Annotated in this window: 13 protein-coding genes and 2 pseudogenes; 13 read left to right on the top strand and 2 right to left on the bottom strand. The window is 50.9% G+C overall.

Annotation, left to right across the window (positions count from 1 at the left end):
• Positions 1–101 precede the first annotated feature (101 nt).
• A complete protein-coding gene (locus AC0IXI_RS11200) occupies positions 102–980 on the top strand; it encodes a helix-turn-helix transcriptional regulator (protein ID WP_243839564.1) in 879 nt (292 codons plus the stop codon).
• 528 nt (positions 981–1,508) lie between these two features.
• Here the strand turns inward: AC0IXI_RS11200 and AC0IXI_RS11195 are convergent.
• A pseudogene (locus tag AC0IXI_RS11195) lies at positions 1,509–2,335 on the bottom strand (aminoglycoside phosphotransferase family protein).
• A 361-nt stretch (positions 2,336–2,696) separates the two neighbouring features.
• Between AC0IXI_RS11195 and ydfZ the strand changes: the two are divergent.
• Both ydfZ and AC0IXI_RS11185 read left to right on the top strand, forming a co-directional pair.
• Positions 2,697–2,900, top strand: a complete 204-nt coding sequence (gene ydfZ / locus AC0IXI_RS11190; protein ID WP_422568301.1) for a putative selenium delivery protein YdfZ — start codon at positions 2,697–2,699, stop codon at positions 2,898–2,900.
• 354 nt (positions 2,901–3,254) lie between these two features.
• Entirely contained in the window at positions 3,255–3,710 is a 456-nt protein-coding gene (locus tag AC0IXI_RS11185) for a GNAT family N-acetyltransferase (protein WP_471682412.1), read from the top strand.
• A 242-nt stretch (positions 3,711–3,952) separates the two neighbouring features.
• Here AC0IXI_RS11185 and AC0IXI_RS11180 read toward each other — a convergent pair whose 3' ends face one another.
• Positions 3,953–4,477 carry a lipocalin family protein gene (locus tag AC0IXI_RS11180; RefSeq protein ID WP_471682411.1) on the bottom strand — a complete coding sequence of 175 codons (525 nt, stop codon included), beginning with the start codon at positions 4,475–4,477 and terminating at the stop codon, positions 3,953–3,955.
• Positions 4,478–4,595: 118 nt separating this feature from the next.
• Between AC0IXI_RS11180 and AC0IXI_RS11175 the strand changes: the two genes are divergently transcribed.
• From AC0IXI_RS11175 to AC0IXI_RS11130, 10 genes and pseudogenes are all read left to right on the top strand, one after another.
• The gene (locus tag AC0IXI_RS11175) at positions 4,596–5,324 is read left to right on the top strand and encodes a MerR family transcriptional regulator (RefSeq protein WP_064511653.1); all 729 of its coding nucleotides are present in this window, start codon (positions 4,596–4,598) and stop codon (positions 5,322–5,324) included.
• A 230-nt stretch (positions 5,325–5,554) separates the two neighbouring features.
• On the top strand, positions 5,555–5,989 hold the full coding sequence (locus tag AC0IXI_RS11170; protein WP_471682410.1) for a nuclear transport factor 2 family protein: 435 nt from the start codon (positions 5,555–5,557) through the stop codon (positions 5,987–5,989).
• Positions 5,986–6,705, top strand: coding sequence for an SDR family NAD(P)-dependent oxidoreductase (locus AC0IXI_RS11165; protein WP_064511655.1), 720 nt, complete (start codon positions 5,986–5,988; stop codon positions 6,703–6,705). Before AC0IXI_RS11170 ends, AC0IXI_RS11165 begins: the two co-directional genes overlap by 4 nt.
• Positions 6,702–7,961, top strand: coding sequence for an NAD(P)/FAD-dependent oxidoreductase (locus AC0IXI_RS11160; protein WP_134182359.1), 1,260 nt, complete (start codon positions 6,702–6,704; stop codon positions 7,959–7,961). Before AC0IXI_RS11165 ends, AC0IXI_RS11160 begins: the two co-directional genes overlap by 4 nt.
• Position 7,962: 1 nt before the next feature.
• Entirely contained in the window at positions 7,963–8,685 is a 723-nt protein-coding gene (locus AC0IXI_RS11155; protein ID WP_422568286.1) for a DUF1365 domain-containing protein, read from the top strand.
• Positions 8,682–9,902 (top strand): class I SAM-dependent methyltransferase, encoded by a 1,221-nt coding sequence (locus tag AC0IXI_RS11150; RefSeq protein WP_424221133.1) that lies wholly within the window; start codon positions 8,682–8,684, stop codon positions 9,900–9,902. Before AC0IXI_RS11155 ends, AC0IXI_RS11150 begins: the two co-directional genes overlap by 4 nt.
• The gene (locus tag AC0IXI_RS11145; RefSeq protein ID WP_422568288.1) at positions 9,899–10,384 is read left to right on the top strand and encodes a DUF2878 domain-containing protein; all 486 of its coding nucleotides are present in this window, start codon (positions 9,899–9,901) and stop codon (positions 10,382–10,384) included. The genes AC0IXI_RS11150 and AC0IXI_RS11145 overlap by 4 nt, the downstream gene beginning before the upstream one ends.
• Positions 10,381–10,500 (top strand): annotated as a pseudogene (locus AC0IXI_RS11140) (hypothetical protein); the annotation flags it as partial. The gene AC0IXI_RS11145 and the pseudogene AC0IXI_RS11140, both read left to right, overlap by 4 nt.
• 93 nt (positions 10,501–10,593) lie before the next feature.
• Positions 10,594–11,124 (top strand): DUF3833 domain-containing protein, encoded by a 531-nt coding sequence (locus AC0IXI_RS11135; protein WP_471682409.1) that lies wholly within the window; start codon positions 10,594–10,596, stop codon positions 11,122–11,124.
• Between the two features lie 12 nt (positions 11,125–11,136).
• Positions 11,137–12,096, top strand: a complete 960-nt coding sequence (locus AC0IXI_RS11130; protein WP_064511660.1) for a YbgA family protein — start codon at positions 11,137–11,139, stop codon at positions 12,094–12,096.
• Positions 12,097–12,180: the final 84 nt, after the last annotated feature.

Here is a 12,180-nt window from a genome sequence, read left to right as displayed (position 1 = left end):
CTGCATAATTTAAAATTCGAATACAGTATTTCTGATGAATTAACACGGTACCAGTATTTGGTTATACTGGTATTATCACTGCTACGATATTGGAATTTTTAATGCCCCTCAAAATCTCGCAAGAGATGCCCGCCAACCTCCTGGATGATAGCAATAAAATATTGGCTCTGTTTCTGCGTACACGGCGCGAAAGCCTTGATCCAGCTCGTCTTGGTTTACCTCGTAGCGGCAGACGCCGCACGCCAGGTCTGCGTCGCGAAGAAGTCGCTATGCTCGCGAATATCGGGGTCACCTGGTATACCTGGCTTGAACAAGGGCGGAAAGTCAATCCGTCAACGGCTTCCATGGCTGCCATTGCTGATGCTCTGCAATGCACACCGGCTGAGACACGTTATTTGTTTATTCTTGCAGGCCTGCAACCTTCAGAAATGCCCGTAGCATCAAAGTATGAAGAGGTCAGCGCTGCATCGCGGCGGATACTGGATACGCTCATGCCGCTCCCTGCCAGTATCGTCATGCCTAACTTTGATATTCAGGGTTATAACGCTAATTACTGTCGTTTGATGGGCGTTGATCTCGATAATGTGCCACACGATGATCGCAACTCAATTTACCAATATCTCACAAACGACCACTGGCATAATTTACTGGGTGACGACGATATTGTTTTGCCCATTTTTATCGCTTATTTCCATGCGGGTATGACAGAACACCGCGGCGACCCACGCTGGGAAAATCTCTTAGAGAGATTTTTCGAGGCATCTCCGGTATTCAGGCATTTCTGGGAACAGAGACACGAAGTTCGTTATATCGAAAATCACACTATGACTTACTATCACCATGAATTAGGGCCTTTCAAAATACAAAAGGTTAACTGGTTCTCCGCCCCCCGCGATGGGTCTCGTCTGCTGGTTTATGTACCGGTAGATGAAAAAGGGGAACGGATTATTGCCATGCTCGAGCATAAAGAGATGAACTAGTAGCCCATGGTCCTGCGAGTGATATTCACTCCTGGCCTGTGATGTGGGCTGCTCATGATGTCACTCGTTGTAATGACGGATTTATATAGCCACATTATATATTTCACGAGAATCATCCAGGCGAACAAGTTAAGAATGTAGTGGTTATCATTTATTCAAAGACGAACCGGTAAGTTACAGCGTAGTCCTGGTGTAAGTCTCCCTGTAACCGTACCAACATGTTGGTCCTGCAGGCGTAAATAATCACTCACAACAGCAGGCTGATCTGTGCCAGAAACCGCATGATAAAAGTCTGAAACACCAAAACCGTGCAGGCATTAGTGACCAGTATCAGGGTAATCAGCTTAATCGCCATATTGCTGTCCAGTTGCAGTAATTACGCTGATAGAACGGTAACTGCGCTTAATGATGAATCACCATGCCTGAACCTGCCATATTCTAGTGAATCTAGAACTTCCGCTCCTGGCTCAGAGCAGACTACCAGGACTTACAGTCCGCTCTGAGCGACAAGATAACTAAACTGTCTAATCACTTATCCAATTCGCTAATTGCCAGCTTCGCAACATTTGACGCAATTGATGTTGCATCACTACTTTCGAGGGACCATGTTGTTGAAAGCCCGCACCATGCAATTATCCATTTGAGAAGGCGATCTCTGTCCAGTTCTGCCGTCTCGGCAACAACACTTAGACGCTGTTTAAATATTTCCGGCAGCGTCGCGACACGAGGCACTGGATTACCAAGATCCGGATTAGTTAAAATATTGGCAAAGTCGATTCCCCGTTCACCTATTAGTCCTTTTGGGTCAATGGCCAGCCAGCCAGATGTTTCAAAATCAAGCACGTTACCGTGATGTTAGTCACCATGTAATGCAACCACATCCCGTGGAGAAGAAAGCAATTCTTCGGAGATTTCTGCGCAACGTGTCAGGATACCGCCATACTTCAAGGCTGCAGGTTTTAGAGGATAAAACCACTCATGTAGAGGCGTAAGCTGGGGTAATGGTTTTTTTGGGAATGTATGAAGCCTGTTCGCAGTAGTACACAAAATACGACAAGCTACATCATCCTGACCTTCTCGTGACATAGCTGACAATGACGCGGAACCAGAGCTCTTGAGAGAAGAATTGCTTCATTTTCATGTGCAATAACCTGCGCCGCACCATTCCCTTCCCACCATGCCATTAGTGCATTACCGGCTTGTTCATCTGTATCATCCGTAACTTTTAACATGGCTTTAATACCATGTATTGCTATTTTAACCGGATATAACTGTGATGTATGAGTTATAAATGGGGTGCCATCAGGAATAAGATTCCAGCGATTTAGCCAATGTTTTAACTTGAACGTTTCCATAAAATTTTCTTTAATATCCTTATATTAAAAGTGGGGAAGCAGACATGCATTCAAGTATTTTAACCCATAGGTGATGAGCTTTCCTGCATGCTGTTTTCTAGTAAGGTATGGGGGAATTAATTATGAGTGTCTCTCATGAACGAGGCATAGCTGCTCAGCCCAAAATACTAATTAGTCTTAAGTTGTAAATATGGCCGGGTTGTGATTAAAACACTTTGTTTAGCTGATGGACTGAGGTCTTTTCCTGAGCATCTAAAATTTACAAAATTTTGACTTGGCTCAAAACATTTTTACCAATGAAGAGCTATTTATTTGCCGTTAAATCATCTCGTATCAATACAACCAAAAAGGAGGAATGATGATGTTGACCTATGATTGCTACCGTAACGCTATCACAACTGGCAGCCGTGTTATGGTGTTCAATAAAGGTCTGACTGGTGTCATTAAGACCATTCACGGCGAAGGTAAAACAGCCGAACAAATTCGTCGTTCTGAATGTGTTGAAATTGAAGGTTGTGGAGGTGTTTTCTGCCCGATGGAGTTAGTTCGACTTGAACTTCACTGATAGGGCTTATCGAGTCAGCAAATTGTTTTACACATAAGATAACCCCGAAAATATATCGCTTAAGGCCACCTAATTGGTGGCCTTTTTTGATGAATTACTTAGCAAGGCTGACCTGCATCTCGAAAATCCCCATCAGCTTTGAGCAAAGAATGGACAATACCCTTTCTACCCTTGCGCCCACCAAAGAAAGGTCGGGGTGATGCCCGCCGCTGGAGTTACATGAACGGCGCGTACAGTATGAACATTATTGTAAATACTGATATTACTTGAGTTGAAATTTCATTGATGGAGATGCATAAGGCATTTACCATTATCATCTTCTATCCTGACTAAGAACTTTATAAAGGGTATCGCATGATAACAGTAGAGAAATCAGATCCACTTTCACCAGATTCTTATTCTTTAATTGAAAAATTGTCAGCAGAGCTTGCCGCTATAACTGGTGATAGTGGAAAAAGTAATTTTGCAATTGACTCAATGGATGGTGACAGGTCGCTTTGGGTTCTGGCAAGAAACAAAAAAGGCGATGCAATAGGATGCGGTGCTATCCGACCAATAACAGAAAATATTGCCGAACTTAAAAGAATGTTTTCAGACCGAAGCATCCCGGGAGTGGGCAAAGCTTTACTCAATTTTCTTGAGAAATCTGCGAAAAACATGGGATATGCAGAGCTCTGGCTTGAAACTCGAAATGTTAACCATAAGGCTGTGAATTTTTATAAGAATAATGGATACGTTTCCATTGAGAATTACGGCCCCTATATCGGCCGAGAAGAAGCGGTGTGTTTCTCGAAAGTATTGCGGGACTGATACACAGCCTGTTTAGCATAAGCGTTTTCTCGTCATACCTTTATTTGCGCAGCGTCCCAGCGGGCGGTTTGGCTTTCCCCAGGCTATAGGTGCAGATGTATGAGCGCGCTGATCGAAAAATGTTAAATGTCCATTTAATCAAAATCTTAAATTTGACAAGATGTACACCTGAGATTCTACAGCATCAACCAGGGCGTAAGAGCCCTGGCATTTTCAATATTACTCTCTGATCCGGGTGTAATTTATTGCTTCACCCAAACCAACTGATCGACCTGGAAGCCGAGAGTGCGCGCAGTGTTTAGGTAATCCCGCTTCACCGCATCCGGAATGGTTGGCGTACGCGACAAAATCCACAAGTAGTCACGGTTTGGGCCACTCACCAATGCGTACTGGTATTCATCATCGAGCCTTATCACGTTATAGCCGCCGTAGAACGGACCAAAGAATGAAACTTTCAGCGCGGCGGTTGTAGGCGCACCGGTAAATGAGGCTTTCCCTTCGCTCTCATTCCACTTGTTTTTAATCGGATCATAGCCACGATTGAGCACGCTAATAGCGCCATCGCTGCGCGTGCCATAGGTAGCAGTCACCTGCTCAAGGCCTCGTTCGAAGCGGTTTTCAAGGCGAGCGACTTCATACCATTTGCCAAGATAGCGGTTGGCATCAAAGTTAGTTATCGGTTGAACGCCTTTCGGTGGCGTGGGAGATTTACAAGCAACCAGTGTCAGTGCGATAGCAACACCAGTTACAACGGGCCATAGCTTCATAAGACCTCCTTTTATCTGAGCGGTTAGAAGTAAAGTGTAGTGCAAACACCCTGCTCTTCATTCAGGCTGCAAATATTCGTAGTATATTGAGAATATTCTTTGTCATCAGGTGTACCTCATGCCCTATTCCATCGGTGAATTTGCCCGGCTTTGCGGGATAAACGCGACCACACTACGCGCCTGGCAGCGTCGTTACGGTTTAATCAAACCGTTGCGCACCGATGGCGGACACCGCCTGTACAGTGATGACGATGTCCAGCAAGCACTTAAAATTCTCGACTGGGTGAAAAAGGGAGTCCCCGTCAGCCAGGTGAAGCCCTTGCTGGCCCGTCCAGAAACTCGCCGTACAAACAACTGGCTCACCCTTCAGGAGAGCATGTTGCAGAAGTTGAAAGAGGGAAAAATCGAATCTCTGCGCCAGCAGATTTACGATTCGGGCCGCGAGTATCCGCGCCCGGAGATGGTCAGCGAAGTTCTACGCCCACTGCGCAGTAAAGTCTCAGCCAATATTCCCGCGATCATGACACTGCGTGAAGTCCTCGATGGCATCATCATTTCCTACACCTCGTTTTGCCTTGAAGGTGATAAAAAAGCGCCGGGGGATAATTACCTTATCACCGGCTGGCACCTTAGCGACCCATGTGAAATCTGGCTCGAAGCACTCAAACGTACGGGGCAAGGGCATCGCATTGATGTGCTCCCTGTGCCGCCTGCCATGCTGGCACCCGAGATCTTCCCTGAGCGAAAATGGCTGCTGGTCACTACCGGTAAAGTTACCGCAGCCCGTAAAAAACAGATTGAACTCTGGCAGCAACAGGTCGTTTCACTCGATGTGATCCCACTCTAAAACCGTACCCCCGCCCCTTTTTCCTCTCGATGATAAGCAACCGTAAAAAGTTGCGTATCTGGCATGTTTTTATAAAAACCCAATCAAAACCAGCAAAATAACACCTACATAATGCATTGAATATATAGAACAATAAAAACACATTCACTTTAAACTTGTACAAATATTAGTAATTGTCTAAGTTTTAATTATACGATTACTTCACGTTTTCTACAGCCAGGGTGAGACTCATGAGCACAATGCCATCCGTCATCGAGCGTTTTTTTGACTATTACACCACCCTGGATAACCAGTCTCCGCTGGAGCTTGCGGCGCTATATCACCCGGATGCCGAACTGGTCGACCCCTTTGGCACACATCAGGGGCTGTATGCGCTACAGCATTACTTTACCCATCTGCTGGCTAATGCGGAGCACTGCCGTTTTTCCATCGATTCACCGCTCAGCGAAGGCCAGCGTTTTGCCGTGAGCTGGACAATGCACTGGTCGCATCCACAGATTTCTAAAGGAGACACGCTCGCTTTGCCAGGGTGTTCAATCGTGGATGTACACGGCAACCTGATTATTCGTCAGCGCGATTACTACGATGCGGGAGAGATGGTTTACGAACATCTTCCCCTGCTGGGCTGGCTGGTACGCAGAGTAAAAAGGAGGGTGCGCTCATGATGACTGTCCTCATCACTGGCGCATCCTCCGGCATTGGGGCGGGGCTTGCAAAATCCTGGGCTGATGACGGCTGGCACGTCATCGCCTGCGGTCGCGATCCTGCCCGGCTTGAGGCCCTTCACGAGCACAACCCGAACATCACGCTACGCCTGTTTGATATGACGGACAGGGAAGCCTGTCGCCAGGCGCTGGAAGGATGTTACGCCGATCTGGTCGTTCTTTGTGCGGGAACCTGCGAGTATCTCGATGGCGGCATAGTCGATGCCGCGCTGGTAGAACGGGTTATCAACACCAACTTCCTCGGGCCGGTAAACTGCCTTGCGGCACTTCAGCCACAGCTGGTTTCGGGCAATCGCGTGGTATTAGTTAGCTCAATGGCACACTGGCTACCCTTCCCAAGAGCGGAGGCGTATGGCGCGTCCAAGGCCGCGCTCACCTGGTTTGCCAACAGCTTGCGCCTGGACTGGGAACCTAAAGGTATCGCGGTAACGGTGGTGTCGCCGGGCTTTGTCGATACGCCACTTACCCGTAAGAATGATTTTTCCATGCCCGGCCGGGTCAGCGTCGACAGCGCAGTGGAGGCCATTCGCAAGGGCCTGGCAAATGGAAAAAACCATATCGCCTTTCCCACTCGTTTGAGCCTTACCCTGCATCTGCTGGCAGCCCTACCGTCCTTTCTACAGCGAGCATTGCTGCGCAAGATGGTGCGATCATGAAAATCGCTATTATCGGCAGTGGTATCGCTGGTTTGACCTGCGCATGGCGGCTGGCAGGGCATCACCAGGTTACCATTTTTGAAGCGGAATCCACTCCGGGTGGCCACACCGCCACGGTTGATGTGACCACCCCGCAGGGCATATATGCCATTGATACCGGGTTCATCGTCTATAACGACCGCACCTACCCACGTTTTATGGGCCTGCTGAGCGAGCTTGGGCTCAGCGGGCAAAAAACGCAGATGAGCTTCTCGGTGCATAATCCACGCAGCGGCCTGGAGTACAACGGGCATACCCTCAGCTCGTTGTTTGCCCAGCGCCGGAACCTGTTCAACCCCGTGTTCTGGAAGTTGCTAAAAGATATCGCGCGCTTTAATCGCCTGGCGAAAGCTACGCTTGCGGGCGAAGTTGAACCAAACGCCACGCTGCATAACTTTCTTGAGCAACACCGCTTCAGCCCGTTTTTCGCACGCCATTACATTTTACCGATGGGCGCCGCCATCTGGTCATCATCGCTGCAAGAGATGCGCTGTTTTCCCCTGCCCTTGTTCTTACGTTTCTTTGAACACCACGGCCTGCTGGATATCACCCATCGCCCGCAGTGGTACGTGGTGCCAGGCGGCTCTCGAGAGTATATCCGCGCCATGCTTTCACAGCTGGGCGACCGCTTGACTCTGCACCTCAACTCGCCAGTACAACAGGTCATCCGCAATGCACAGGGCGTTAAGATCCAGCTTGAAACCGCAAGCCACACCTTCGACCAGGTGATCTTCGCCTGCCACTCTGCGCAGGCTCTGGCGATGCTTGACGAACCGACAACCAGCGAGCGCGAAGTGCTGGGTGATATCGGCTGGCAGCGTAATGAAGTGGTCCTACATAACGATCCTCGCTGGCTTCCGGTACGTGAACGCGCCTGGGCAAGCTGGAACTATCGTCTGAGCGAACAGGATGAAGCCCGCGCCTGCGTGACCTACAACATGAATATTCTGCAAGGGTTACCTGAGGGGAGTCCGCTGTTTTGCGTGACTCTGAATCCAGAAACGCCGGTGGATGAACGCTTTGTCCTGAAACGTTTTGTTTATGAGCACCCGCTGTTTAACCCACAAAGCTGGCGTGCTCAGGCGCGTCGCAGTGAGATTAATGGTCATCAGCAAAGTTGGTTCTGTGGCGCTTACTGGTACAACGGTTTTCATGAAGACGGGGTACGCAGCGCGCTCGACGTGGTAAAGGGAATTGCCGCCGGGAAAGGTGACTAAGATGAACAGTTGTCTGTATCAGGGTGTGTTACGTCATCGCCGCCTCCAGCCAAAAGTGCATCATTTCCGCTATCGCGTATTTATGGGCTGGCTGGATTTGGATGAGCTGGATGCGCTTTCGTTGGTGGGGATCCGGCGCAACAAGTTTGCCGCAGCCGCCTTCTACGACGCGGATTACCCGCTCGGCATGCCGCTTAAAGAGAACGTTCTCAACCGGCTGGAAAGCCTGACCGGAGAACGCCCTGGTGGCCGCGTCATGCTGCTGACCCAATTGCGTTACTTCGGGTTCCATTTTAATCCGATCAACTTCTACTACTGCTACGACCGGACGGACACGCTGCTATGGATTCTGGCAGAAGTGCGCAATACGCCGTGGAACGAGCGCCATTACTACGCGGTGGACGGCCAGGTGGCGCATCCAATTGAGAAAGCTTTCCACGTCTCGCCCTTTAACCCGATGGACATGGTTTATCACTGGCGCTTCAACAAACCCGGCAAAACGCTATATATGCACATCGAAAATCACCAGCAATCGAAAGTGTTCGACGCAACACTGGCGCTGAGCCGCACGCCGCTGACGCGTACCAACCTGGCCTCGGTGCTGCGGCGTATACCGTTGATGACGCTTAAAACGGTGTTCGCCATTTACTGGCAGGCGCTACGGTTGTGGATCAAGCGTGTGCCTTTGTATAGCCACCCCGTTAACAGGAGTGATCGCTCATGACTGACCCTGTATTTGCGTTTGAAGCGAGCACCCCACGCAACGTACGTCTCGCCCGCTGGATGCTGTTTCGTGTGTTGAGCGGTATTCGCGGAGGTTCGCTTACCGTGCGTGACGGGACACATGTCTGGCATTTTGGTGATGCCTGCGCCGCGTTAAGTGCCGAAGTGCAAATCCTCTCGCCAGCCGTTTACTGGCGTTTGCTGACCGGTGGAAGCCTCGCCGCAGCTGAATCCTGGATAGACGGCGAGTGGGAAACGCACCAGTTAACACCACTTTTGCAGATACTTGCGCTCAATGGCCCGGTTTTGGGCCAGCTGGAAAGAGGTTTCCGCCTGCTTGGCAAACCTATAGAGCGACTTCACCACTGGACACGGCGCAACCATCGCCAGCAGGCACGTGAAAACATCGCCGCACATTACGACCTGGGCAACGAATTCTACGCCCTGTTTCTTGACGAAGAACTGCTCTACTCCAGTGCCCTTTTTAGCGCCGATGAGCTGGATCTCACCCGCGCTCAGCAGGCCAAAATGGCACGCCTGTGCGAACAGCTGGCGCTGACCTCCAGCGACCATCTTCTCGAAATCGGCACTGGCTGGGGGGCGATGGCCGAATATGCCGCTCGCCACTACGGCTGTCGCGTGACCACCACCACGCTTTCTCAGGAGCAGTACCTTTGGGCGACACAGAGGATTGCTCGTGCAGGATTGCAGGATCGGGTGCAGGTACTGTTGTGCGACTATCGCGACCTGACCGGAGAGTTCGACAAGCTGGTGTCCGTCGAGATGATCGAAGCTGTGGGCCAACGCTACCTCCCCGGTTTTTTCCGTACCTGTCAGGCGCGTCTGCGTCCAGGCGGAAAAATGGTGATTCAGGCCATCACCATTCAGGACCAGCGCTATCGCGCATACAGCAAAAGCGTCGACTTTATCCAGCGCTACATTTTCCCCGGAGGCTTTCTACCGAGCATCACGGCAATGAGCGAGTTGATGACTCACCACACGGATTTTGTGGTGCGCAATCTCTTCGATATGGGGCCAGACTACGCCCGCACGCTGGCGCACTGGCGGCAGCGTTTTATACACGCCTGGCTCGATATTGAAAAACTCGGTTTTGATGACCAGTTCCGCCGTATGTGGCTCTACTACTTCGGTTACTGCGAAGCCGGGTTTAATGCGCGCACTATTAGCGTCGTCCAACTCACGGCGGAGCGCGTATGAAACGCAATCTGCAGGTTTTTGTCATGGCCATCGCGTTCGATCTCTACTGGACGTTGGTGGTGCTGTTTCGCGAGCACGGCCTGTTTCTTTGGCTCGTGCTCGCCATCCTGGCCTGCCTGATGCTATCGCCTGCCCATCGTTTTTACGCTCTCTTGCTTGCAGCTGGGGGCAGCGGGCTGGATGCACTATGGGCGCTGACCGGGCTAATCGATTTTAATGGCGATGCGCTACTTCCCCTTTGGATGATGGCGCTATGGCTGATGTTTGCCGTCGTCTGGACCAGGCTGACTTGCATAACGACGTTGCCGGGGTGGTTGCTGACTTCAATGGCGACTATAGGTGCACCAGTGGCGTACCTGATAGGTGAACGCCTCGACGCGATTACCTTCCTTGAGCCGACGTTTATCGTCGTCAGTTGGATGGCGACGGGCTGGCTGGTTCTGATGCTGTTTTTCCACATTCTGATAGGGCGGCGTGCATGAAACTCTCTCTATTATTGTTGCTCTGGCTGGCAGCAGTTTCGCCCTTCGCCCATGCCGCCGACTGGTTAAACTGGCGAAAAGTGGGTGATGCGACCCTCACATGGGGGCCGTTTAGCTGGGGCCCCGCCAATCTGAAGCTTTGTGGGCATCTGGCTCGATCCTGGTACTCAATATCCCGCACTGCGCCAGCAGTTAATTGGAGGTGACGAATGAAACGTATTCTGGCACTCGGTATAGCACTGATTCTGTTGCTGGCGGGATGTAGCGCAAACATTAACGACTACCGTCAACAGACGCCGCCACTTGATATCTTTCAATACTTCCAGGGCAAAACCGAGGCATGGGGCATGGTACAGGACCGCAGCGGTAAACAGTTGCGCCGCTTCCATGTTGACATCAGCGGCGTCATCGTCGGCGAGACCCTGACGCTCAATGAACACTTCGTCTATGCCGATGGCGAGAAACAGCAGCGAGTTTGGCATATCAGGCGCGTCAGTTCTGACCGTTACGAAGGAACCGCGGGCGATATTGAGGGCGTGGCAAAGGGTGTGACTTCAGGGAACGCCTTTAACTGGCACTACAGCATGAAGGTGAAAGCCAACGGCAGTACCTGGCTGCTGAACTTTGACGACTGGATGTACCTGCAAGACGGCATCCATCTTTTTAACAAAACCGAGATGAAGAAATTCGGGGTCACCGTGGGTACGGTCACGCTTTTCTTTACCCGCAAAGAGCAGTAAGAGGATTACACCATGAATACTAAACCTATCATTGGGATCAGCGGATGTTTAACCGGCTCGACAGTGAGGTTTGACGGCGGTCATAAGCGTATGGGTTTTGTCATGGACGAGCTGTCTCAGTGGGTGACCTTCAAACCCATTTGCCCAGAGATGGCCATCGGCCTGCCCGTTCCGCGCCCGGCGCTGCGCCTGGTTCAGACTACCGAAGGCGATATCCGGATGCGATTTAGCCATGCCCCTCACGATGACGTAACGCAGAAAATGGCCACATTCGCTGACGCCTGGTTACCACAGCAGGCTAATTTGTCAGGCTTTATCGTCTGCGCGAAATCACCGAGCTGCGGCATGGAGCGCGTAAGGCTGTATGATGAAAAAGGTAATCGTGGACGCAAAGAGGGTGTGGGTCTATTTACCGGTGCGCTGCTGGAAAAATTCCCGTGGCTGCCCGTAGAGGAAGATGGCCGCCTTCACGACCCGGTACTGCGTGAAAACTTTGTCGAACGGGTTTTCGCCTTACACGAACTCAACACCCTGCGGGCAAACGGCCTGACTCGCCGCGCACTTATGGATTTCCACAGCCGCTACAAACTCCAGCTGCTGGCGCACCACCAGCCAGGCTACCGGGAAATTGGGCCTTTCGTCGCCTCGCTACACGAATGGGAAGACCTTGATGCTTTCTTCGTCGAGTATCGCGAAAAGCTCATGACGATCCTGAAAAACCCCGCGTCACGTAAAAATCACACTAACGTGCTAATGCATATTCAGGGCTACTTCCGCAAACAACTGAATACTCGCCAGCGCGGGGAGCTGCGCGACGTGATCCTTCATTACCGCGATGGGCTGTTACCGCTCCTCGCCCCACTCACCCTATTGAACCATTATCTGGGCGAATACCCTGACAGCTACCTACTGACGCAAAACTACTTTTCCCCCTACCCCGAAAATTTATGCCTGCGTCTGTCGGTTAACTGAGCACGCAATGCATTCAGACCTGACGGAAAATAGTGACCCTTAAGTCAATACTTGAGGGTCAGACAGCTTTTGACGCAGTGAATG

Source organism: Buttiauxella sp. AC038 (assembly GCF_979253565.1).
The sequence above is the reverse complement of the archived record's forward strand: the minus strand, read 5'-3'. Positions and strand labels throughout refer to the sequence as shown.

What these genes read in the sequence shown, in the direction of transcription:
- AC0IXI_RS11135 (WP_471682409.1), top strand. Translation starts at nt 10,594, where the DNA reads ATGAAACGTATTCTGGCACTCGGTATAGCACTGATTCTGTTGCTGGCG.
- AC0IXI_RS11155 (WP_422568286.1), top strand. Translation starts at nt 7,963, where the DNA reads ATGAACAGTTGTCTGTATCAGGGTGTGTTACGTCATCGCCGCCTCCAG.
- AC0IXI_RS11165 (WP_064511655.1), top strand. Translation starts at nt 5,986, where the DNA reads ATGATGACTGTCCTCATCACTGGCGCATCCTCCGGCATTGGGGCGGGG.
- AC0IXI_RS11160 (WP_134182359.1), top strand. Translation starts at nt 6,702, where the DNA reads ATGAAAATCGCTATTATCGGCAGTGGTATCGCTGGTTTGACCTGCGCA.
- AC0IXI_RS11200 (WP_243839564.1), top strand. Translation starts at nt 102, where the DNA reads ATGCCCCTCAAAATCTCGCAAGAGATGCCCGCCAACCTCCTGGATGAT.
- AC0IXI_RS11185 (WP_471682412.1), top strand. Translation starts at nt 3,255, where the DNA reads ATGATAACAGTAGAGAAATCAGATCCACTTTCACCAGATTCTTATTCT.
- AC0IXI_RS11170 (WP_471682410.1), top strand. Translation starts at nt 5,555, where the DNA reads ATGAGCACAATGCCATCCGTCATCGAGCGTTTTTTTGACTATTACACC.
- ydfZ (WP_422568301.1), top strand. Translation starts at nt 2,697, where the DNA reads ATGTTGACCTATGATTGCTACCGTAACGCTATCACAACTGGCAGCCGT.
- AC0IXI_RS11175 (WP_064511653.1), top strand. Translation starts at nt 4,596, where the DNA reads ATGCCCTATTCCATCGGTGAATTTGCCCGGCTTTGCGGGATAAACGCG.
- AC0IXI_RS11150 (WP_424221133.1), top strand. Translation starts at nt 8,682, where the DNA reads ATGACTGACCCTGTATTTGCGTTTGAAGCGAGCACCCCACGCAACGTA.
- AC0IXI_RS11130 (WP_064511660.1), top strand. Translation starts at nt 11,137, where the DNA reads ATGAATACTAAACCTATCATTGGGATCAGCGGATGTTTAACCGGCTCG.
- AC0IXI_RS11145 (WP_422568288.1), top strand. Translation starts at nt 9,899, where the DNA reads ATGAAACGCAATCTGCAGGTTTTTGTCATGGCCATCGCGTTCGATCTC.
- AC0IXI_RS11180 (WP_471682411.1), bottom strand. Translation starts at nt 4,477, where the DNA reads ATGAAGCTATGGCCCGTTGTAACTGGTGTTGCTATCGCACTGACACTG.